Source organism: Aeromonas australiensis, from assembly GCF_000819725.1.
In the GTDB taxonomy this organism is placed as follows: Bacteria; Pseudomonadota; Gammaproteobacteria; order Enterobacterales; family Aeromonadaceae; genus Aeromonas; species Aeromonas australiensis.
Genome location: NZ_CDDH01000100.1, coordinates 20,256 through 41,587 on the forward strand (window position 1 = coordinate 20,256; position 21,332 = coordinate 41,587).

18 protein-coding genes are annotated in these 21,332 nt (G+C 58.2%); 7 read left to right on the forward strand and 11 right to left on the reverse strand.

Features of this window, described 5'->3' with window-relative positions; genetic code table 11:
* Window positions 1–237: 237 nt before the first annotated feature.
* Both argE and ppc read left to right on the forward strand, forming a co-directional pair.
* Window positions 238–1,383: an acetylornithine deacetylase gene (gene argE / locus BN1117_RS16720; RefSeq protein ID WP_040099225.1), complete on the forward strand. Its 1,146-nt coding sequence runs from the start codon at window positions 238–240 to the stop codon at window positions 1,381–1,383.
* Between the two features lie 232 nt (window positions 1,384–1,615).
* Window positions 1,616–4,249 (forward strand): phosphoenolpyruvate carboxylase, encoded by a 2,634-nt coding sequence (gene ppc / locus BN1117_RS16725; RefSeq protein WP_040099227.1) that lies wholly within the window; start codon window positions 1,616–1,618, stop codon window positions 4,247–4,249.
* A gap of 370 nt (window positions 4,250–4,619) precedes the next feature.
* Here ppc and BN1117_RS16730 read toward each other — a convergent pair whose 3' ends face one another.
* Window positions 4,620–4,952, reverse strand: a complete 333-nt coding sequence (locus BN1117_RS16730; protein WP_052441545.1) for a hypothetical protein — start codon at window positions 4,950–4,952, stop codon at window positions 4,620–4,622.
* Between the two features lie 617 nt (window positions 4,953–5,569).
* On the opposite strand from BN1117_RS16730, the gene BN1117_RS16735 reads away from it, so the two are divergent.
* The 3 genes from BN1117_RS16735 to BN1117_RS16745 all read left to right on the forward strand — a co-directional run bounded on the left by BN1117_RS16735 (window position 5,570) and on the right by BN1117_RS16745 (window position 9,024).
* On the forward strand, window positions 5,570–6,460 hold the full coding sequence (locus tag BN1117_RS16735; protein ID WP_040099229.1) for a GGDEF domain-containing protein: 891 nt from the start codon (window positions 5,570–5,572) through the stop codon (window positions 6,458–6,460).
* Between the two features lie 471 nt (window positions 6,461–6,931).
* Window positions 6,932–8,206: an amino acid permease gene (locus BN1117_RS16740; protein WP_040099231.1), complete on the forward strand. Its 1,275-nt coding sequence runs from the start codon at window positions 6,932–6,934 to the stop codon at window positions 8,204–8,206.
* A gap of 203 nt (window positions 8,207–8,409) precedes the next feature.
* On the forward strand, window positions 8,410–9,024 hold the full coding sequence (locus BN1117_RS16745; RefSeq protein WP_040099233.1) for an outer membrane beta-barrel protein: 615 nt from the start codon (window positions 8,410–8,412) through the stop codon (window positions 9,022–9,024).
* Window positions 9,025–9,114: 90 nt separating this feature from the next.
* Here BN1117_RS16745 and BN1117_RS16750 read toward each other — a convergent pair whose 3' ends face one another.
* The 10 genes from BN1117_RS16750 to BN1117_RS16795 form a co-directional block, all read right to left on the reverse strand.
* Entirely contained in the window at window positions 9,115–10,038 is a 924-nt protein-coding gene (locus tag BN1117_RS16750) for a GGDEF domain-containing protein (RefSeq protein ID WP_040099235.1), read from the reverse strand.
* A 319-nt stretch (window positions 10,039–10,357) separates the two neighbouring features.
* Window positions 10,358–10,825 carry an outer membrane lipoprotein gene (locus tag BN1117_RS16755; protein WP_040099237.1) on the reverse strand — a complete coding sequence of 156 codons (468 nt, stop codon included), beginning with the start codon at window positions 10,823–10,825 and terminating at the stop codon, window positions 10,358–10,360.
* Between the two features lie 136 nt (window positions 10,826–10,961).
* Complete coding sequence (locus BN1117_RS16760) at window positions 10,962–11,420, reverse strand: GNAT family N-acetyltransferase (protein ID WP_040099239.1); 459 nt, start codon at window positions 11,418–11,420, stop codon at window positions 10,962–10,964.
* Window positions 11,421–11,533: 113 nt separating this feature from the next.
* On the reverse strand, window positions 11,534–11,938 hold the full coding sequence (locus tag BN1117_RS16765) for a nitrous oxide-stimulated promoter family protein (RefSeq protein WP_040099288.1): 405 nt from the start codon (window positions 11,936–11,938) through the stop codon (window positions 11,534–11,536).
* A gap of 87 nt (window positions 11,939–12,025) precedes the next feature.
* Window positions 12,026–13,828 (reverse strand): aminopeptidase P family protein, encoded by a 1,803-nt coding sequence (locus tag BN1117_RS16770; RefSeq protein WP_040099240.1) that lies wholly within the window; start codon window positions 13,826–13,828, stop codon window positions 12,026–12,028.
* Window positions 13,829–13,861: 33 nt separating this feature from the next.
* Complete coding sequence (locus BN1117_RS16775) at window positions 13,862–14,527, reverse strand: GntR family transcriptional regulator (RefSeq protein WP_040099242.1); 666 nt, start codon at window positions 14,525–14,527, stop codon at window positions 13,862–13,864.
* Between the two features lie 193 nt (window positions 14,528–14,720).
* Complete coding sequence (pckA, locus tag BN1117_RS16780) at window positions 14,721–16,346, reverse strand: phosphoenolpyruvate carboxykinase (ATP) (protein ID WP_040099244.1); 1,626 nt, start codon at window positions 16,344–16,346, stop codon at window positions 14,721–14,723.
* Window positions 16,347–16,495: 149 nt separating this feature from the next.
* On the reverse strand, window positions 16,496–17,380 hold the full coding sequence (hslO, locus tag BN1117_RS16785) for an Hsp33 family molecular chaperone HslO (RefSeq protein ID WP_040099246.1): 885 nt from the start codon (window positions 17,378–17,380) through the stop codon (window positions 16,496–16,498).
* Between the two features lie 77 nt (window positions 17,381–17,457).
* The gene (gene hslR / locus BN1117_RS16790; RefSeq protein WP_040099249.1) at window positions 17,458–17,856 is read right to left on the reverse strand and encodes a ribosome-associated heat shock protein Hsp15; all 399 of its coding nucleotides are present in this window, start codon (window positions 17,854–17,856) and stop codon (window positions 17,458–17,460) included.
* A 256-nt stretch (window positions 17,857–18,112) separates the two neighbouring features.
* Complete coding sequence (locus tag BN1117_RS16795; protein WP_040099251.1) at window positions 18,113–18,493, reverse strand: hypothetical protein; 381 nt, start codon at window positions 18,491–18,493, stop codon at window positions 18,113–18,115.
* 185 nt (window positions 18,494–18,678) lie between these two features.
* Here BN1117_RS16795 and BN1117_RS16800 point away from each other — a divergent pair, with 185 nt between their 5' ends.
* Both BN1117_RS16800 and ydiK read left to right on the forward strand, forming a co-directional pair.
* Window positions 18,679–20,067: a bifunctional NUDIX hydrolase/phosphatase PAP2 family protein gene (locus BN1117_RS16800; RefSeq protein WP_040099253.1), complete on the forward strand. Its 1,389-nt coding sequence runs from the start codon at window positions 18,679–18,681 to the stop codon at window positions 20,065–20,067.
* Window positions 20,064–21,149 carry an AI-2E family transporter YdiK gene (gene ydiK, locus BN1117_RS16805; protein ID WP_040099255.1) on the forward strand — a complete coding sequence of 362 codons (1,086 nt, stop codon included), beginning with the start codon at window positions 20,064–20,066 and terminating at the stop codon, window positions 21,147–21,149. The genes BN1117_RS16800 and ydiK overlap by 4 nt, the downstream gene beginning before the upstream one ends.
* The last annotated feature ends 183 nt before the right edge of the window (window positions 21,150–21,332 follow it).

Here is a 21,332-nt window from a genome sequence, read left to right on the forward strand (position 1 = left end):
GCAGTGCATGGGGTTTGTTCACCCCGGAGCACCGTCTTGATAAACAAGTGCGGAGGGGCGATTCAGGCGGGTGTGTGTCGTCGGTTATAGATCAGGTGACAGAACATTAACTTTCCCTTACAACTAGAAGCCTTTGTTGGCGAGCTGCTTATCCTGGCAAAATGACAGAATATTCATGCATTCGCACTGCATTTGTATTTTCTAACAGAAACGTTTTGGGGAAGCAAGGAGGAGCTGATGGCCAATCTGGATTTTTTTTCACTTTATAAGAATATTATTGCGATTCCCTCTATCAGCAGCACGGATCCCAAGTGGGATCAGAGCAACGAGGCGGTGATCCGGCTGCTAGCCGACTGGTTCGGCCAGCTCGGTTTTCAGTGCGAGGTAACGGCGCTCCCCGACCTGCCGGGCAAGTTCAATCTGGTGGCGACATATGGTCAGGGGGAGGGCGGTCTGCTGCTGGCGGGTCACACCGATACGGTGCCGTTCGATGAGGGGGGGTGGAGTAAGGATCCCTTCAAGGTGACCGAAGAGGGCAACCGCCTCTATGGTCTCGGCACCATCGATATGAAGGGTTTCTTCGCCTTTATCGTCGAAGCGCTCAAAGAGATTGACCTCACCAAGCTCAACAAGCCGCTGCGTATTCTCGCCACTGCCGACGAAGAGACCACCATGGCGGGGGCCCGCGCCATCGCTGCGGCGGCCGAGTTGAAACCCGACTATGCGGTGATTGGCGAGCCGACCGGGCTGGTGCCTGTGGTGGCCCACAAGGGGCATATGTCGGAGGCGATCCGCATTACCGGCAAGAGCGGTCACAGCTCGGATCCCGCCAACGGCGTCAACGCCATGGAGATCATGCACAAGGCGATGGGGCAGGTGCTGCGCTTGCAGCAGGATCTCAAAGATCGCTACGCCGACCATCGCTTTGCCGTGCCGCAGCCGACTTTGAACCTGGGTTATATTCAGGGCGGTGACAGCCCGAACCGCATCTGCGGCTGCTGCGAGCTGCATATTGACCTGCGGCCCACCCCGCAAGTGGGGCCAGATGAGCTGATGGGGATGCTCAAAGAGGCGCTGTCGCCCATCGAGATCCACCAACCGGGCTGCCTCCATCTGCAACACCTGCACGAGCCCATTCCCGCCTACGCCTGCGCCGACGACTCTGTGCTGGTGCGCGAAGCAGAGAAGGCGAGCGGTCGCGCCGCCGAGTCGGTCAACTACTGCACCGAGGCACCGTTTATCCAGCAGCTTGGCTGCCAGACCATCGTGCTGGGCCCTGGCCATATCGCCCAGGCACACCAGCCGGATGAGTATCTCGACCTCTCCTTCGTCAAGCCGACCACCTCAGTGTTGCAGCACCTGATCAGCCGTTTTTGCCTGTAGCGGCGGCGGTGAAAGGGGCGTAAAAACTGTAAGTAAGTTACATAACAAGCCGGTTGTGGAGTGGTGAGGGAAATACATGTTCTGAATCGGCCTGTTATTTGACCTTGCGCAGACATTCTGGGTAGATTGTCACCCTAAGATGACGGAGCATATGTTGTAATCGCACAACAATAAGTGAGGTCGTCTCGCACCCCAGGATGGGTGTCAGGCACCAACAAGATAAGGATGTGGAATGAACGAAAAGTACGCCGCACTACGCGCCAACGTAGGTATGCTGGGTCAGCTGCTGGGTAAATCCATCAAGGATCATCAGGGTCAGGCCTTTCTCGACAAGATCGAAACCATTCGCCAACTGGCCAAGTCCTCCCGCAAGGGCAATGAATCAGACCGGGAACGTCTGCTCGATACCCTGCGAACCCTGAGCGATGATGAATTGCTGCCGGTGGCCCGCGCCTTCAGCCAGTTTCTCAACCTGGTCAACGTGGCTGAACAGTTCCACACCATCTCTCGTCGTTATGAGGAACAAACCAGTGGCACTGACTTGCTGGAGGATATGTTTGACAAGCTGAAAGCCTCCAACCTGTCCCAGGAGGCCATTATCCAGGCCGTGCGCGAGCTGGATATCGATCTGGTGCTGACCGCGCACCCGACAGAGGTGACCCGCCGCACTCTGATCCACAAGCACGTACAGCTCAACGACTGCCTCGAAGCGCTGGAGCTCTCCGACCTGTTACCCCGTGAGCGGGATAATATTCTCAATCGCATCGAACAGCTGATCAATCAGGCCTGGCACACCAACGAAATCCGTGAGCAGCGCCCGACCCCGGTCGACGAGGCCAAGTGGGGATTTGCGGTGGTGGAAAACAGTCTGTGGCCAGCGATTCCCGAATTTATGCGCAATCTGGACGAGCGTTTGCAACACCATCTGGGTGTGCGGTTACCGCTGGATGCTGCGCCGGTCAAGTTCACCTCCTGGATGGGGGGCGACCGTGACGGCAACCCCTTCGTCACCGCCAAGGTGACTGCCGAAGTGCTGGAGTTGGGCCGCTGGATGGCGGTAAGCCTGTTCTATAAAGACATCAAGGAGCTCACTTCCGAGCTTTCCATGTCCGATTGTACCGAGGCGGTGCGCGCGCGGGTTGGTGACCACCCGGAACCTTACCGCGTACTGATCCGTGAATTGCGTGACGGATTGCGGGAAACCAAAGAGTACCTGACAGCCAAAGTTCAGGGGCAGAGCAGCGAGAGCCGTGATCTCATCAAAACCACCGCTCAATTGCGCGAACCGCTGGAGCTCTGCTACCACTCTCTGCACGCCTGCGGCATGGGCAACATCGCCGATGGCATGCTGTTGGACGTGCTGCGCAAGGTCGCCTGTTTCGGTATCCATCTGGTCAAGCTGGATATCCGTCAGGATGGCGAACGCCATGGCCAGGCATTTTCCGAACTGACCCGCTATCTGGGGATGGGGGATTACGCGGAGTGGAGCGAAGATGACAAGCAGAGCTTCCTGCTCACCGAATTAAGTTCCCGCCGTCCGCTGATCCCTCTCGATTGGGAACCGAGCCCCGAGACCCGCGAGACGCTGGATACCTGCAAGGTGATTGCCCAGCATGACCCGGATGCATTCGGTATCTACATCATTTCCATGGCGGGTGCCGCATCCGATGTACTGGCTGTACAGCTGCTGCTGAAAGAGGCAGGTTGTACGTTCCGAATGCCGGTCGCCCCGCTGTTCGAAACCCTGGATGATCTGGTGGCCGGGCCTGCGGTCATGGCGCGTCTGTTGTCGGTGGACTGGTATCGTGGCTACATTCAGGGCCGCCAGTATGTGATGATCGGCTACTCCGACTCCGCCAAGGATGCGGGCATGATGGCAGCAGGTTGGGCCCAGTACGCCGCCATGGAATCTCTGGTGGGGCTGGCGGAGGCCAACAATATCCGCCTCACCCTGTTCCATGGCCGAGGTGGTACCGTGGGTCGTGGTGGCGCACCGGCTCAGCAGGCGATCCTCTCCCAGCCGCCGGGATCCCTGCGCGGTGGTCTGCGTACTACCGAACAGGGTGAGATGATCCGCTTCAAGTTTGGTCTGCCGAAAGTCGCCATCAAGAGCCTGGAACGTTACACCAGCGCGGTGCTGGAGGGGAATCTGTTGCCACCGCCCAAGCCGAACGCGTGCTGGCGCGAGGTGATGGAACAGCTGGCTGCTGACTCCTGTGATCACTACCGTAGTATCGTGCGTGGCCACCCTGATTTCGTACCCTATTTCCGTGCCGCCACACCGGAGCTGGAGCTCGGCAAGCTGCCGCTCGGCTCCCGCCCCGCCAAACGCAAGCCAAATGGCGGCGTCGAGAGCCTGCGTGCCATACCGTGGATTTTCGCCTGGACCCAGAATCGCTTGATGCTGCCAGCCTGGTTGGGGGCTCACAAGGGGATGCAGAAAGCCATCGACAGCGGCAAGCTGGCGGTGCTGGAGGAGATGAGCGCCCAGTGGCCCTTCTTCCGTACCCGTCTCGAGATGCTGGAGATGGTATTCCTCAAGGCCGATGCCTGGCTCGCCGAGTACTACGACACCCGTCTGGTGCCGCAGGAGCTGTGGGGCCTGGGCAAACAGCTGCGTCAGGAGCTCGCCGAATCCATCGAGGTGGTGCTGAAACTGAGCCCGCGCGGGGGGCTGTTGGAGGATCAGCCCTGGATCAAGGAGTCCATCAAGCTGCGCAACCCCTACACAGACCCGCTCAACGTGCTGCAGGCTGAACTGCTCAACCGCTCCCGCAACCACCCGGAGACCCTGCACCCCGAGCTGGACAAGGCGCTGATGGTCACCATCGCTGGTATCGCGGCAGGGATGCGCAATACAGGTTGATAAATATCATCCCATAGACCTAAAAAGAAAAAGAGCGCATAGCATGCGCTCTTTTTTATGGCGAGCTTATATCGTCTACTGCATATAAACAGGACGTTTCAGGTTAGTCTCAAGACTAATGGTTGCAAATAAAAAATTATATAACAGCCCAGTATGACATCATCACGATGCACCTTGGTAGAATTATATTTAGTCTTTAAAATAATAGTGAAAACAATAAAGGAAATATGTATCCAGACTGATAAATTATTAGGGAAGTAATTGCTTAATATTGCACTGAGCGAGATTAGCAGCAGTGCTATTCGATAAAAATATCTAGTAGTTAATATAAAAGGTGCAGCAATTGCAGCCATCAACGTCAATATTTCTATCATTGATGGCATAAGGCGCTGCCACCGCTTGTTGACAACCCTGGGCGCTCTGAAGCCATCATGCCAAGTGCTCCAGCCTCCATTATGTGGCGCAATTCATCTGTGAGCACACCACCAAAGGCATCAGCAGTAATCTCTCTTGTGCTTGCCCCATGGTTGCTGGCAATGACACTCATCGCCCCCATGACGGCGGATCCGCCGCCTGGCCACGCCATTACAGGAGGCGCTCTTTTCGAAAGTGTATTGGGGTTGTCATCCCTTATGAAAATAAGGTCATCGTGCTCGACGTCGAGAATGGTTATGCTCGAGTTGGTGATCATTAATTTCGACATTGTAGAGATATTTTCACCCTGGTTGTGAGAATTTAAACTGTGAGGTAAATATTCCAGAACTATGTTTATGGTGGTAAGAATTATGCAATCCTCAACATATCCTCTTTATTGTTTTAAAATATATCTCGTTCGTCTCAACATAATAAGGTTTACTCAGTTTTATGGTGTTGAAGTTGGTGCAAAAGCTGTTATTGGTATTGACCCCTGAAATACGGCACAGCCACAGCGCTGTGACAAAGTTGAATTTCATATTGCTTCCCATCATGGTTCTTTTGCAGATCAATTTTCGATCCAGTGATAATGATTGTCAATTGCATTTGTTGGTTGCATATAATTGATCTTGTTATCAAATAGGCTGGGCGTACCGCCGGTCTTACGGATTATGGCGCAGTGCTTGCAGATGAAAGGGGGTGGCAGGAGCTGCGCTGCTCCTCACTGTTCCCTGATTTGAGTGGGGTTTGCTGGTCGCGCCGGGTTATTTCGCCATGCGGGGTAAACTTGCTATAAAGGGCTGTTGGCTAGTGTTGTAAAGCTATCGCTTATGCTGATTTTTGGCGGAGCACTGGATTGGGTCACAATGGGTGGCTCCGCTTGGTCATAGAAGTGCAGGAGTATTTATGGCTCTTTCGGTATCGCAGCTTTACGAGGTGATGGCCCAGCTGCCAGATCCGGTCTTTATCCTCAGTGAAGATGGCTATTACGTGGAATATATCGGCGGCATGGAGCATGAATCCTATCAGGACGGCAATCCGCTGGCAGGAGTGCGGTTGTTGGATGTATTGCCCGAGGCGATGGCGCATTGGGTGATGGCACAGGTCGCGCTGGCACTGGATAGTGGCCTGGTGCAGGTGGTTGAGTACGATCTGGCTGCCAGCGAGGTGGGTGGCATTGATGCCGGTGTCGGGCCGCAAGGGGTACAGCGTTTCGAGGGCAAGATTGCGCCGCTGCCCTCCCTCTATGATGGCAAGCGGGCGGTGGCCTGGGTGACCCGCAATATTACCCGCCAGTTCGAGTTGCAGCAGCGTCTGCAGCATCAGAGTGAAACCGACCAGCTGACCGGCCTCTATAATCGTCGTTTCTTCTTCGAGCACTGTCAGCAGGTGAGGGGCAACGAGGCGCCTGGCGGTCTTATCATGCTCGATATCGATCACTTTAAACAGATCAACGATCGCTTCGGTCATCAGCAGGGGGATCTGGCGCTGCAGCGCTTTGCCGCCTGCGTCGATGCCCGGTTGCGGGCTGAGGATCTATTCGTGCGCAGCGGTGGCGAGGAGTTTCTGATCCTTTTGCCGCGGATCGATGAAGCCGGTTTGCTGCAGATGGCGGAGCAGGTCCGTGCCGCCGTCGAAGCGCTGCCTGCCGATCCGGTCGCCATCACGGTCAGCCTGGGTACAACCCTGGTGCAGCCGGAGGAGGATATCAATCAGGCGCTGGCCCGGGCCGACGAGTGGCTCTATCGGGCCAAGCGGGCAGGCCGCAACCGGGTGGCACACTGCCCGGCAGGTTGAGAGTACCGCCCCGGTCGCTGTCTGAAATAGTCTGCGCTTTTCCCCTGAATAAATTGGCTGACATCACTGTCAATTAGTAGAAAAGTTGGCCGTATTATTTAACTCATATTCCACAGCTTAAGGTGTTAATATTATCGACCTGTTCGCTGGTCTTATTTATGTTGTTGGGCAACAGCATGAGGTTTTATCGGTATGTTATCAAACAGGCCTGAATCGGGTTTTGGGTGACGAATTTGATACATTCAGTTGTCTTTTGAAACATTCCGATTCAAACAGTCATGAATTATTAACCTTGACCCGGATAGCGATTTCAACGATGGTAGCATGGCAGCTCCGTTTCTCTCCGGTGGCCCTATTGGCCACTGGCGGCGTTGTTTTTTCATGTGCAGGGCGATATGCAACGACATATCTCCAGCCTGTTATTTTGGCCAATAAAAATAATGATGACAGACTAATAAGGTATATATTGCAATGAGTGTTTCTATTGCTGAAAAGAGTAACCCTGTTTCAAAGTTGAAATGGGAGAAAAGCGATTCGGTATGGACCATGGGCTTATATGCCACGGCTGTTGGTGCCGGTACCTTATTTCTCCCTATTACCGTTGGCAGTAATTCTCCGGTTATTTTGCTGTTTATATTATTGCTGGCTTTTCCGCTCTCTTATTATGCCCACCGGGCATTGAGCCGCTTTGTACTCTCCAGCTCCCATAAGGAAGGGGACATCACTCATGTGGTGGAGGAGCACTTCGGTGCCAGGGCGGGCAAGCTGCTGATGCTGGTCTATCTGATGGCCTTCTACCCCATCATTCTGGTCTACAGCATCTCCATCACCAATGCGATCCAGAGCTTCGTGATTCACCAGTTGGGGGACGCCGAGCTTCCCCGCGGCTTGCTGGTGCTGGGGGTGATGCTGGGCCTGCATCTGGTGCTGCTGGCCGGCAAACAGATCGTGGTGTCGGCCATCAGCGTGCTGGCACTGCCGATGGTTGCCTTTCTGATTGGCCTCTCCATCTATCTGCTGCCCCAGTGGAGCCTCTCCTATTTCAGCGAGAGTCAGGGGGTGGAGTGGCGTGACCCGGCGTTCTGGAAATCCCTCTGGCTGATCGTGCCGGTGATGGTGTTCTCGTTCAGTCATGCGCCTATTATCTCCTCCTTCAGTGCGGCGCAGAAGAAGCGCTGTCAGGAGCGTGCCGACCTGCGTGCCAAGCGGATCATCAAGTGCAGCAGCATGTTGATTTGCGGCAGCGTGCTCTTTTTTGTGGTGAGCTGTGTAATGAGCCTGAGTCAGGTTGAGATGGCGCAGGCACGCATCGACAATATCTCGGTGCTGTCGGCGCTGGCGAACAAGTTCTCCAATCCGCTGATCGCTTATGTGGGGCCGCTTATCGCCATTCTGGCCATGTCCAAATCCTTCCTTGGCACCTCCATGGGGGTGAGCGAGGGGACGGTGAGCATGGTGAGCGGCGTCTGTCATGGCTTGGGACTTTCGCTGCGCGAAGCGACCATCGCACGGGTCTCGTCAGTCATTCTGTTCGTAGTGACCGGGGGGATTACCTACCTCAACCCCAATGTACTGGAGATCATCGAAAAGGTGAGCGGGCCTTTGATTGCGGTGATCCTGCTTCTGCTGCCGGCCTGCTCCATCTATCGCTTGCCCGTCCTCAAGGGTTATCGCGGGCTGAGTACCCTTTTTGTGTTGGTGATGGGGCTGCTTGCCATCTCGGCCCTTATCTACGATCTGCTTTGACCAGGCGGTATCCCGCACAAATCAAAAAGGGCGACCATCTGGTCGCCCTTTTTCTGTATATCGGGGTTAGCCCAGCAGGCCGTTGGCGCAATGGTGGTGTGTGGCACAAGCATGAAAACGAACCGGTACAGCCGCCGTTTAGGATGGGGGGTGGAGGCTTCTGGTATGCTTTTCGCATAATCACACCAACGCAGGGGATGATAATGAAGAGAGCAGGGATGGCTATGGTGGTGCTGTTGCTGCCTTTCGGGCAAGCCTGGAGTGTGACTACATCAGGTTGGCAGGTGACGCCGTTCTTTGGCTACAGCTCATCCATCGACTTCGAGAAGAGTGACGATGTGGTGCAGCCGGTGCCGCTTTCTGCATCGTTTGATTCACTGCAGGGGCAGCGATCCGGTAGTTGGGGCCTATTTATCAGCAAGGAGGTGGATGACCCAGGCATGATTGAGCTGCTCTACAGCCATCAGACCACCAGGATCTCTCCCGAACAACCAGACCGCCTGACCATAGATATCCTGCACTTTGCCGGGGCGCTGACCCTCTCTGACAACTTGATGGCGCCCTATATCGGCGCCGGGATCGGGGTGACCCGCTTTGCCGCCTACGACAGCGAGGTGACCCCTTCCATGTCGCTGGCGCTCGGGGTGCAACCCAGGCTGAGTGAGCATCTGGCGCTGCGGGCCGAGGTGCGCGGTTATGGCTCGCTGGTCAACGACAACAACCAGTTTCTCTGCAACCCGGAGCAGTGCGTGTTCAAGGTGCGGGGGGAGCTGGTAACCCAGTGGCAGGCCAATATCGGTCTTACCTTCCGCTTTTAGGCGAGGGGATTTCCCCCATGAAACAGGGCTCCCTGGGCCCCTGTTTCAGCAGCAATCTTCCGCTGTGATCGGTAATCAACCGGCAGATCTTCACGTCTCCTTGTTAGTTGGCGTCGCCCATACCGCGCAGTTTCTGCCCGCCTCCTTGGCGCCATAAAGCGCCTGATCCACCCGTTTGAACAGCGAGACTGCCGGTTCCCTGGGCTCGCGGACTCCTACTCCCAGACTGACCGTCATGGTATGGGTCGGGTCGGGGGCTATGGCGCGGGTCGCAGTGAGCAGGGTGTTGGCCAGTTGCTGCAGCTCGGCTTCGTGGGCGACGGGCAGCAGCAGGGCAAACTCTTCACCCCCGACACGGGCAGCCAGCGCACCGGGCGGGCAGTGTTGTTGCAACAGCTCGCCAAACTGCTGCAACACCCGATCCCCGATATCGTGGCCGTAGTTGTCATTGATCCGCTTGAAGTGATCCAGATCCAGCAGGATGAGAGCGTGGCAAATCCCCTGTTCCAGAAACAGCTGCTGATGAAAGTAGCGCCGGTTGGGCAGCCGGGTCAGATCGTCGAACAGCGCCTGTTGTCTGAGCTGGGTATTGATGTGGAAGAGGTGGTGCATGGTGCTCAGGATACCGATGCTGCTGAGCAGGATGCCGCTGGAGCGCAGCAGATCCTCGGCATAGATGGCGAGCCAGAGTGGCTGCGCCACCAGTTCATCCATGATGTCGGCGGTGGCCCCCATGATCCACAACATCAGACCGCAGGAGAGCATGCGGTAGGTGTGGGTGGGCAGGTGGGCGCACTGCACCACCCAGAACAGGAACAGCATGGTGAGCCAGTTGATCACCTCGAAGCCAAAGCTGACGGCGTAAAAGCGCTCGTAAGGGAAGTGGGGCAGCAGCAACAGATGAAGGGCCATGATGACCAGCATCACGACAGCCAGTGAGACAACGTGGGCTTTGTGCTCCCAATCGAGACGCTGATAGCGGCAGAGACTGATATCGAGACGATTGAACTGCATGGGTTTCCTCGAAATGGGCCCGGTTTCACCCGCCAGCAGGGTCTGTGAAATGGCGCCCTGACCAGATAACTAAATCAGGCTGGCCTACCAGTGTATACGCGCAGGCTTGCCCAGGCGATCTTGATTGCATCAGCCTGTGGACCAGCTCGGGTTTATCTCACGTTTTTTGGTGAGGGGGCGCCATGGGACCAGAGGGATGCTGGTTGCCTCAAGGGGTAACCGATGCTCCATCATTGCCCCACCGGGTTCATCTCGATGAAAAAGCGCCGGAGCTGGGTCCGGCGCGTTGGGTATTTATTGCGAGGGTGACAGGTGGCGGTTAGTTGACCACCGCCACGTTGATGCTGCCATTGCCCTGGGTCATGCGGACGCGGGCGCCCGGGGTGAAGGTGGGGCTGGCTTTCTGCACCACCACGATGGCTTCGCCATTCTCTTTCTTGATCTCCAGCTCGACCCCGTCGACCTGATTCATCTTGTCGCCGACAGCCTTGCCTGCCGCGGCACCGGCGATGGCGCCGCCTGCGGTTGCGATGTCGCGTCCGGTGCCGCCACCGACTGTGCTGCCCAGCAGGCCGCCGACTACGGCACCGCCAATGGTGCCTATCAGGGAGTTCTCATCGGCCTGGATCTTGACCGGGCGGGTGGAGATGATGGTGCCGTAACTGACGGTTTGTACCTGTTTGGCACGGTCCTTGGTGTAGACATCGCCAGAGTAGATATCGCTATTGGCGCAACCGGTCACGGTGGTAGCGGCCAGCAGGGCAATAAGGGTCATACGTTTCAACATGATGGGCCTCCGGGGCTGCATAAAACTTGAACAATTCGAGTGCTGCAGTGAACTGTACTGCAAGCTTGTGGTACATGAAATCAGCGAAATGTAACCAATTATGTAACCTGTTACGGCGAAATGCCCCGGTGGCGAATTATTCTGTTAGGCGCTTGACCAATACCAACCGGTGCTCGCCAGCGCCAAAATAGTCTGCTACTTCTTCAACCAATTGATAACCAAGGCGATAGTAAAGACGTTGCGCAGGATTGGCAGGATCGACCGTGAGCCGCAGTTCGCCGACCTGCAGCGCCTGCTGGTGTGCCTCCATCTGGCGCATCATTCGTTCGGCCAGACCAAAGCCGCGGGCCTCGGGCAGTACTGCCAGCGAGAGCACCCAGCCTTGCGACCGCTCCTGACCGAAGCCACCCAGTACATACCCCACCAGTTGCCCCTCGTATTCGGCAACCAGCAACAACTCGGGCCACAAATCCATCGCCTGCCGGAAGAAGAAGGCGGGATAGACATCGTCACCAAACACCTTGGCATCGATCTGCCAGATGGCATGCATATCGGCATGGGTGGCGGTGCGTAGCAGGGGGGGGTTGTGGTGCATCAGGACTCCATGGGTATCAAACGGATCAGCAACGCCGCTGACCTTGGGGTCAACGGCAGCAAAGGAGTCATAGGGTAGTGGTCATCCCCTGCCGGATGCAAGGGATAGCGCGGTTATGGCGGCAGGGGGCGGCTCTGGGGCAGTTTGGGGGCTTTGCGCAAGCCGTCGAGCAGGTGGCGAAGGGTGAGCCAGGGGTGGCGCAACAACATGCGCGGGCCGCTCCACTTCATCACCTGCTGGATCTGTTTGCGCATCGCCGGGGCGTAGCAGTGGATATTGCAGTTGGCGCAGGTGGGTTTGTGGCCATGGCCATAACGGCAGCGACGAAGGCGCTGATGGGCGAAATCCCGCAACTGGCGACAGTGGCGGCAATGGGGATCCTGATGATGGTGCTGGCAGTAGAGGCGGATCATGGCGCTGACCGTCTGCTGCTCGCGCATGAGTCTGGGATGGTAACTCGCCTTTTTGCTGGCTGCGGCGTGTGAGGCCCGGGCTGGGCTGGCATGATGACTTTTCATGGCCGCCATTCTCCTGACCTGTTCGCTTGGGGTGTTGATACAGGTCAAAAGGGGGGGATAAAAACAGGGCCCGCGGGCCCTGTGTCATCAGATGAGGCTGGTTGCCTGCTCCAGCCAGGCGAGATCCTCGCCCTCGAGCAGCGGGCTCAGGCGGCGGAACACCTCGACATGGTATTCGTTGATCCAGCGGAATTCGGCCGGGCTCAGCAGGCTGCGGTCGATCAGACGGGTATCGAACGGTACATAGGTCAGGCGCTCGAAGCCCAGCATCGGCAGCTCGCCGATCTGCTCCAGCTCGGTGACCACCACCAGGTTTTCACAACGGATGCCAAAGCCATCTTCCCGGTAGTAGCCCGGCTCGTTGGAGAGCACCATGCCCGGCTGCAGCGCCACCATGTTCCCTTTCGGTGAGATACGCTGAGGGCCTTCGTGCACGCTCAGGAAGTGGCCGACGCCGTGACCGGTGCCGTGGTCATAGTTGTAACCGGCTTGCCAGAGCGGCATGCGGGCCAGCACATCGAGCTGGATACCAGCGGTACCGCGCGGGAAGCGGGCCTGATCCAGCGCGATATGGCCCTGCAGCACCCGGGTGAACATCGCCTTCTCCTCGTCACTTACCTCACCCACCTTGATGGTGCGGGTGATATCGGTGGTGCCATCCAGATACTGGGCTCCGGAGTCCAGCAGATAGAGGCTGTCCTGACCAAACGCGCGCGGGGTGCCATTGGTGTGGTTGTAGTGGCACATGGCGGCGTTGGGGCCGAGTGCGGAGATGGTATCGAAGCTTGGCTCGACGTAGTGCGCCTGCTCGCGGCGGAACGTCTCTACCTGATCAGCCAGGGTGGCTTCATCCACCCCTTCGAACTCGCCGGAGGCGATCAGCCGATCCAGCCAGGCGAGGAAGCGGGTCATGGCCACGCCATCGCGCAAATGGGCTGCACGCATGCCGATCAGTTCGATCTCGTTCTTGCACGCTTTCGGCAGCATGGTGGGGTCTTGCCCTGCCACCAGAATGGCGCCCGCCTCTTCCATGACGAGCTGGGTCCAGGCGTTGGCGCTGTCCGGATCGGCCAGCACCTTCTGCTGATCTTCACCGATGCGTTGCAGCACGTCGCCCAGCTTGTCGATGGGGTAGACGGAGACATCCTGCCCAACGTGCTGGGTGAAAGCGAAGCAGTCAATCTTGTCGGTATCGACGAAGAAATCCATGCTGGTGTTGGCGTAGAGCACCGCAAAACCCAGCACCACCGGCAGCCGGTCGATGTCGCGGCCGCGCAGGTTGAGCAGCCAGTTGATGGGCTCGGCCTGGGTCAGCAGCACGGCATCCAGCCCGCGCTTGCGCAGGTCGGCCGCCAGCTGTTCACGTTTGGACTGGCTGGACTGGCCTGCCAGCTCCTCGCTGTAGAGGATGACCGGGCTCTTGGTCGGCTCCGGGCGATCGCTCCAGTTCAGGTCGATGGGGTTCTGCTCGACGCGGATCAGCTCGATACCGCGATCGGCCAGCACGGCCTTGGCATTCTTGTACCAGGTCAGGCTGTGCAGGCGGGCATCAAAGCTAACCCGGGAGCCTGACGGCAGTTGCTCGGCCAGCCACTGCACATGCGGATTTTCAATGAGGTGGAGGAATTCGAACAGTTCGGCGGGAGTTTGCATCCGCGCCTGCACCGTATAGCGACCATCGACAAAGAGGGCTGCCCGCTGGGCCATGATGATGGCGACCCCGGCAGAGCCGTTGAAACCGGTGAGCCAGTCAAGCCGCTCGGCATAGGCGGGGATGTACTCGCCGAGGTGTTCATCATCGTGGGGGACGATAAAGGCGTCCAACTCCTGCATGGCCAGCTCGGCCCTGACTTGGGCGACGCGGGTTTCAATTATCTCGAAATTATTCATGTCGTTAGTGCCAGATGGTTGCTATATGAGTGTTCAGTTTTTATGGCCGCTGGCCAGGATCCGCTTGATCGACTGACCCGCTGCTTCGATATGCTGCCTGAGCAGCACCACCGCCTCGTGCTTGCGCCGGGCGCGGCACAGTTCCAGCAATTGGGCGTGTTCACGCTCCGCCTTGTCCACCCCGTTGCTGGCAAACAGCAGCTCGAAGCGGACATAGCGGTCACAGCTCAGATTGATCTGGGCGATCAGTTCAAGTGCCTGGGGGCGACCGGCTGCCTGATAGAGGGTGGCGTGAAAGCTGTGGTTCAACTCGGCCCAATGTTCGATCTGGGTGCCTGACTCCAGGGCGTGATCAAACTGGGCGAGGATCGCCTCCGCTTGTGCGAAGGTGGCTTCCGTCATCTTGTCGACGGCGTGAAACAGGGTATCGGCTTCCAGCAGCGCTCGCAAATAAAAGAGCTCTTCAATGGCCGAGGCGTCCAGCATGGTGACCACGGCGCCGCGATGGGCTTCGAACTTCACCAGCCCCTGCGCTTCCAGTTGCATCAGGGCTTCGCGCACCGGAATGCGGCTCACGGCCAGCTCTTTGGCAATCGCATCCTGACGCAAGGGGGCGCCAGCGGGGAACTCCCCACGGAGGATCCGGCCACGGAGGTTTTCCATCACCATCTGGGTTCGGGTCTTGTAGGGTGGGGTCATGGTCGGGTCACGATTGGGCGTTACAGAATTGTATATTGTATAAAGTTTGGCTGAATCTAACCTGTCACAATGGGCAAAGGCAAGGTTTTGGCCCCTTTAACGGGGCCGATGGCGGCGTTCGGGGCTCCACAAAAGCAAAAATGCCGGTCAGCGTGGCTGACCGGCATGATGTCACTGATACGAAGCGAGCCAGTTACAGCTGCGGGCCTGCCGCAACCAGACGTTTGCCTTCGTCGTTATCGGTGAAGCGCTCGAAGTTTTTGATGAAGCGCCCTGCCAGATCGACGGCCTTGGCATCCCACTCGGCCTTGTCGGCGTAAGTGTCGCGCGGGTCGAGGATCGCCGGGTTCACATCGTGCAGTGCGGTCGGGATCTCCAGATTGAAGATCGGCAGCACCTTGGTCTCGGCCTTCTCGATGGAGCCATCCAGGATGGCGTCGATGATGGCGCGGGTATCCTTGATGGAGATGCGCTTGCCGGTGCCGTTCCAGCCGGTGTTGACCAGATAGGCCTCTGCACCTGCCGCTTCCATCCGTTTCACCAGCTCCTGACCGTACTTGGTCGGGTGCAGGGAGAGGAAGGCTGCGCCGAAGCAGGAGGAGAAGGTCGGAGTCGGCTCTGTGATGCCGCGCTCGGTACCGGCCAGTTTGGCGGTGAAGCCAGACAGGAAGTGGTACTTGGTCTGCTCCTTGGTCAGTTTGGAGACCGGAGGCAGCACGCCGAAGGCGTCGGCAGTCAGGAAGATCACCTTGGTGGCGTGACCTGCCTTGGAGACCGGCTTGACGATGTTGTCGATGTGATAGATGGGGTAGGAGACGCGGGTGTTCTCGGTCTTGGAGCCATCATCGAAGTCGATGGTGCCATCGGCAGCAACGGTCACGTTCTCCAACAGCGCATCGCGACGGATAGCGTGGTAGATGTCCGGCTCAGCCTCTTCGGAGAGCTTGATGGTCTTGGCGTAGCAGCCCCCTTCGAAGTTGAACACGCCGTGATCATCCCAGCCATGCTCGTCATCGCCGATAAGTGCACGCTTGGGATCGGTGGAGAGGGTAGTCTTGCCGGTGCCGGAGAGGCCGAAGAAGATGGCGACGTCGCCATCCTGACCCACGTTGGCAGAGCAGTGCATGGAGGCAATGCCGCGCAGGGGCAGGAAGTAGTTCATCATGGAGAACATGCCCTTCTTCATCTCGCCACCGTACCAGGTGCCACCGATGAGCTGCATCTTCTCGGTCATGTTGAAGGCCACAAAGTTCTCGGAGTTGAGACCCTGCTCCTTCCAGTTCGGGTTGGTGCACTTGGCACCGTTCATTACCACGAAGTCAGGCTTGAAGGTTTTCAGCTCGGCATCGCTCGGGCGGATGAACATGTTTTTCACAAAGTGTGCCTGCCAGGCCACCTCGGTAATGATCCGCACGGCCAGGCGGGTATCCGGGTTGGCACCGCAGAAACCGTCGATCACAAACAGGCGCTTGCCGGAGAGTTGCTTGGTCACCAGGGATTTCAGATGTGACCACACTTCCGGGGTAATGGGTTTGTTATCGTTTTTACCCTGGTCAGACCACCATACAGTATCCTGGGTAGTGGCATCTTTGACGATATATTTATCTTTCGGGGAGCGACCGGTGAAGATACCGGTGTTCACATTGACGGCGCCCAGCTCGGTCACCACACCGCGCTCGAACCCTTCCAGGTCAGAACGGGTCTCTTCTGCGAAAAGCTGCTCGTAAGAGGGGTTGCGAACGATTTCTTGGCTGTTTTTGATGCCGTACTGGTCCAGTCCTAATTGTTGGGCCAGGGTGGGTTCTGCCACGATTGTCATTATATGCTCCTGGGTTCAGAGGGGTGTAGGGTTCTATCTGGCGTCCATCCTATCACTTAGGTGGTAGAGTTTAGCGATCGCCATCAAACTTTATAAAATATGGGTTATTTTTGTTATTAAAGTTAAAGGCGGGTTTTACCCGCCTTTAATTAGTGTAACTGGTTTGCATCATTGCCGGAAACCCTGCTGAACAGGGTTTCGACATCGATCCCATTAAACTGGTACTGGGCGCCGCAATAATCACAGTGCATGTCGATCTTGCCGAGCTCCTTCACCATCTCCTGTACCTCTTCCTTTTCTATCTGCAGCAGGGCCCCTTCGCAGCGCTCGCGGGAGCAGGTGCAGCGGAACTCGACTGCCTGCGGATCGAACACCCGCACCTTGTCCTGATGGTAGAGACGGTAGAGGATCTCTTCTGCCTGCAGGCCGAACAGCTCTTCATCCTTGATGGTGCTGGTGAGCTGGGTCAGGTGATCGAAATCGTTGCTGTGATCCTCGCTCTGGGCCGGCAGCTCCTGCAGCATGATGCCGGCGGCGCGGGGTTCCCCTTCATGGTAGCCGGTGCGGATCCACAGCTTGGTGGCCAGCTGTTCGGAGCGGGCGAAGTAGTGCTCCAGGCAGCCCGCCAGAGTATCGGCGTCCAGCGCGATGATGCCCTGATAGCGCTCGCCCTGATCCGGGGTGATGGTGATGATCAGCTGGCCATTGCCAATCAGGCTCTGCAGCTTGCCATCGCTCGGCAGCTCCCCTTCATAGCGGGCCACGCCGCGCAGCTGCTGGTTGTTGTCACCGTTGATCACCGCCAGACGCACCGGGCCATCGCCCTGCAACTGCACAGTGATGGAGCCTTCAAACTTGAGGGTGGCGGTCAGCAGGCTGGTGGCGACCAGCAGCTCGCCCAGCAGTTTTTGCACCTGCACCGGGTAGTTCTGGGCTTCCACTACGTGGCGGTAGGTGTGATCCAGCTGGACCAGCTCGCCACGCACTTCGTACTCTTCAAACAGATAGCGATACAGCAGATCTTGGTTGCTCATCATGTATTCCTGGCTTTTCGGTGAGGTAAATCGGGCGGGCTGGGGTTGAGGCCAGCCCGGTATCAAATCGGGGTCGGTCAGTACTGTTTGACCTTGAGCAACTGGCGTCGCTCCTGCTTGTCGGGGCGGCGCTCGGGGCTTGGGGCAAACTGGCTGTTGAAGCGGCGCGCCTCGCTATTCTCGGCCCGCTTTTTCAGGCTCTCGGCGGTCTCTTCATAGAGCTGCTGGGCCAGCGGGGCCGATTTGCGCTGATCACTCAAGGCCAGCACCCGCACTTCCCGTTCGTCCTGCCCCTGCCAGAAGCGGATCAGTGCGCCCACTTCCACCTGTTTGCCCGGTTTGCTGCGCTGACCATTGTAGTGCACCTTGCCCCCGTCTATCTGATCCCGCGCCACGGAGCGGGTCTTGTAGAAACGGGCCGCCCACAGCCACTTGTCGAGACGAACCTCGAGGGCACTTTCTGCATGATTGGGCATGAACAGGCTCCATAACGGGGAAAAGAGGTGGTCGATTATACCAGAGCACGGGGTCGGGATAGAAACCGGGCCGCCGCCGCGCGGGGCGCCAACCATCTCAAGGTGATGCAACATATGGGCAGTTTGCTGATTCACAAGGGAAAGCCGCTGCTTTATCGGGTACTCATGGTGGCTGGGAGGGGCCTTTATACCGCACATATAAAGCTGCCGCCCCGGTTGGGGGCGGCAGCGTTCACATCCATCGACCATATCAGAGTCAGAAGTGATCGTGCTGATCCGGCTTCTTCTGGTCGTGGGGGCCTTCGCTGTGGGCGATGGCGGTGCGGATCAGATCAACCCCGGCGCGGATAATCAGCACCCCCATGTTGACCAGCTTGACGCAGACCCACATGAAGGTGATGAGCAGGATCAGCTTGAGCACGGTCTGGAACGCTTCCAGGAAGTTCTGCTCCAGCTGAGCGGTCAGGCCGTTGGCGCTGGTCATCAGCCAGGTGTAGACCTCGCGCACAAAGGGGATGCGGCTTGGCATCTGCAGTACATCCAGTGCGGCAGGGAGCGCCTGAAAGATAACGATGCTGCCGAACAGTATCAAAATGACACCGATGGCGATGCCGAGGAAAAAGCCGAACTGTCTCATGGAGGGCTCCAGCATTTGCTGTGTGAAATTGAAGATAGCCGCCAATAGTAGGGAGTGCCCTCGCTCATCGCAATCTTCCGTGCACCGCCAGCGCGGCGGGAACGGCGACGATCCGGCCGCTACCGTTGCCCAACTATCTGATTTCTGGGAGGCTTGTCGCCATTGTGCATAGGGAAAGCAAATTGATGTCGAGAACCCTCTTTTTACTCTTGCTGGCGCTGTTTGCCGCTCTGCCAGCCCTGAGTGCCGAACCGGCGGCGCCGACGGCGGCAGTGTGCGCCATCCGCCATCAGGATCAACTGCTGCTGGTGCAGGATCGCATCTCCTCCCGCTACAGCCTGAGCGGTGGCTATATAGATGGCGGCGAGAGCCCGCAGCAGGCGGCGCTGCGCGAACTCTATGAAGAGACCGGCTTGCGGGGGGAGGTGGTGCAGGAGTTGGGCCGCTGGCAGCGGGCGCTTATCTTCGCTTGTCGCACTCTGGAGCCTATCGTCGCCCAACAAGATTCCGATTTTGTCTCGCTGCTGAAAGCTCCCAATCTGGGGGGAGAGATCCTTAACGCCCGGCTGATCGCCATCGACCAGCTGCCCCGCGAGCAGCGCCGCTTCCCGGATCAGCTCGACTGGCTGCAAGCCCTGCTGGATCAGGTGCCCGAGAGCGAGGTGCACTGGCAGGCCGATTTTGTGGCGCAGGGCAATGCGCTGCATCAGGTCGAGATCCCGCTGATACTGCGGCTGCAGCAGTGGCTGGGGCCCGATCTCTGGTGGCTGTCGGTCAGCAATCTGTTTGGTTCAGGCGGCTTTCAGCTTGCCCTGATACCTTTGCTGCTCCCGCTGCTGGGGTGGCCGCGACTGCGTCAGCTGCTCTTTGCCATGCTCTGGCTCGGCTTGCTGGTGCAGGCAAGCAAAGAGGGGATTGGCTGGCCGCGCCCCTTCCATCTGCAACCGCTGCTGGCAACTCACAGTGCGCAAGGCTTTGGCATGCCGAGCGGCCATACCGCCTCGGCCTTGCTGTTCTGGGGGGCGCTGCTTGGCTGGCTCTGGCCTGCCCGGCGCGGGCTGGCCTATTCGCTGGCCTTGCTGCTGGCGCTCACCACTGGGCTGGCGCGGGTCTGGCTCGGGGTGCATTTTATCTCCGATGTGGCGGCGGGGCTGCTGCTGGGCGGTTTGCTGCTGGCTGCTCGCCCCTGCTGGGGTGCCGACAGGCAGTCGGCGGCTTGGCTGCTGCTGATTGCATCTGCGCTGGCGCTTGGGGGGCTGACCCAATCTGCCCATCTGGGCGGGATCGGCCTGACGGCCCTCGGGCTCTGGCTTGGCGGTTTGCTTACCCTGACTCGCGGCGGTTATCCCCCCATTGTGACCGGCGTGGTCACCCTGGCGGGGGGCGCTCTGATAGGGGCGGGACTCTGGGCGCTGCCGCTGTTGACCAGCAGTTCGCTCACTATCCTGCTCGGTCAGTTTGTGCTCTTTTGCGGGCTGGGGCTCTGGTTGAGCGCTGGCCTCTGGTGGATACTCTCTTTCTTGAAATGCGACACACGACCCAAGGGCAACAGCCCTGACAAGGGAACCCTATGAATATGAAAAAAGTGGATTTGGCCAAGATAACCCTGGGGGTGCTGTTTCTCAGCCTGCTCATCATCTCCTGCTTTATGGTGCTGCGCCCCTTCCTGCCTGCGCTGGTGTGGGCCACCATGATCACCATCGCCACCTGGCCGCTGATGTTGATGATGCAGCGCCTGCTGTGGGGCAAGCGCACCCTGGCGGCCCTCTTTATGACGCTGGTGCTGCTGCTGATGTTCGTTATCCCGCTCTTTATGACCCTGGCCAATGTGGCGGAGAAGGCCCCCATGCTGATCGAGCTGGGCACCCATATCAGTCAGTCACCGCCACCTGAGTTGCTCTGGCTGCAACAGATCCCGTTGGTGGGCGACAAGCTCTATGACTTCTGGCAGCAAATTCTGGCAAGCGGTGGTCAGGTGCTGTTTGCCAAGCTGGCCCCCTATTTTGGTCAGACCGCCCGCTGGCTGGCCTCTCAGGCCGGTAATCTTGGCTTGCTGTTCGTCCACTTCCTGCTGACGGTCGGTATCTGCGGTCTGCTCTATCACTCCGGTGAAGTGGTGGCGACCGGCATTCGCCGCTTTGCCCACCGGCTGGCGGGTCAGCGTGGCGACAACGCCACCGTGCTCGCTTCACAGGCGATCCGCGCCGTGGCGATGGGGGTGGTGGTGACCGCGCTGGTGCAATCCTCGGTGGCCGGGGTGGGACTGTGGATCGCCGGCATCCCCTACGTCATGGTGCTGGTGGTGGTGATGTTCCTGCTGATCGTCGCCCAGATCGGCCCCTTCCCGGTGCTGATCTCCTGCGTTGGTTATCTCTACTGGAGTGGGGACACCACCTGGGGCACCTTCTTGCTGGTCTGGTCGCTGATTGCGGGCACCATGGACAACTTCCTGCGTCCCTTCCTGATCAAGCGGGGTGCCAATCTGCCGCTGATCCTCATTCTGGTGGGGGTTATCGGCGGCCTGCTGGCGATGGGGATCATTGGTCTCTTTATCGGCCCGGTAGTGTTGGCGGTGGGCTACACCCTGCTGGATGCCTGGATCAAGGAAGATGACCAACCGGCGGCTGCCGCGGTTGAAGCGCCCAAGGCCCAATAACGATTCAGTAAAAGACGATTCAGCCATCAATCGCTGATGCCAGGAGCCGCCTATAAGGGCGGCTCTTTTGTTTATTGCCGTCCCATGCCGGTTCGATTGGCGAAGCGTGATCGGACGAGCGAGATGCCGCTGTTCCGGTTCTATCCATAAGTCGGCGGTGACCCGACTGAGGGGAAATGCGGG

Bases quoted from the DNA above. Each gene is read 5' to 3' on its own strand.
- BN1117_RS16745 (WP_040099233.1), top strand. From the start codon at position 8,410: ATGAAGAGAGCAGGGATGGCTATGGTGGTGCTGTTGCTGCCTTTCGGG.
- BN1117_RS16795 (WP_040099251.1), bottom strand. From the start codon at position 18,493: ATGAGACAGTTCGGCTTTTTCCTCGGCATCGCCATCGGTGTCATTTTG.
- BN1117_RS16765 (WP_040099288.1), bottom strand. From the start codon at position 11,938: ATGAAAAGTCATCATGCCAGCCCAGCCCGGGCCTCACACGCCGCAGCC.
- BN1117_RS16770 (WP_040099240.1), bottom strand. From the start codon at position 13,828: ATGAATAATTTCGAGATAATTGAAACCCGCGTCGCCCAAGTCAGGGCC.
- ppc (WP_040099227.1), top strand. From the start codon at position 1,616: ATGAACGAAAAGTACGCCGCACTACGCGCCAACGTAGGTATGCTGGGT.
- BN1117_RS16755 (WP_040099237.1), bottom strand. From the start codon at position 10,825: ATGTTGAAACGTATGACCCTTATTGCCCTGCTGGCCGCTACCACCGTG.
- ydiK (WP_040099255.1), top strand. From the start codon at position 20,064: ATGAATATGAAAAAAGTGGATTTGGCCAAGATAACCCTGGGGGTGCTG.
- BN1117_RS16740 (WP_040099231.1), top strand. From the start codon at position 6,932: ATGAGTGTTTCTATTGCTGAAAAGAGTAACCCTGTTTCAAAGTTGAAA.
- BN1117_RS16730 (WP_052441545.1), bottom strand. From the start codon at position 4,952: ATGTCGAAATTAATGATCACCAACTCGAGCATAACCATTCTCGACGTC.
- BN1117_RS16800 (WP_040099253.1), top strand. From the start codon at position 18,679: ATGTCGAGAACCCTCTTTTTACTCTTGCTGGCGCTGTTTGCCGCTCTG.
- hslO (WP_040099246.1), bottom strand. From the start codon at position 17,380: ATGAGCAACCAAGATCTGCTGTATCGCTATCTGTTTGAAGAGTACGAA.
- hslR (WP_040099249.1), bottom strand. From the start codon at position 17,856: ATGCCCAATCATGCAGAAAGTGCCCTCGAGGTTCGTCTCGACAAGTGG.
- pckA (WP_040099244.1), bottom strand. From the start codon at position 16,346: ATGACAATCGTGGCAGAACCCACCCTGGCCCAACAATTAGGACTGGAC.
- BN1117_RS16760 (WP_040099239.1), bottom strand. From the start codon at position 11,420: ATGCACCACAACCCCCCCCTGCTACGCACCGCCACCCATGCCGATATG.
- argE (WP_040099225.1), top strand. From the start codon at position 238: ATGGCCAATCTGGATTTTTTTTCACTTTATAAGAATATTATTGCGATT.
- BN1117_RS16775 (WP_040099242.1), bottom strand. From the start codon at position 14,527: ATGACCCCACCCTACAAGACCCGAACCCAGATGGTGATGGAAAACCTC.
- BN1117_RS16750 (WP_040099235.1), bottom strand. From the start codon at position 10,038: ATGCAGTTCAATCGTCTCGATATCAGTCTCTGCCGCTATCAGCGTCTC.
- BN1117_RS16735 (WP_040099229.1), top strand. From the start codon at position 5,570: ATGGCTCTTTCGGTATCGCAGCTTTACGAGGTGATGGCCCAGCTGCCA.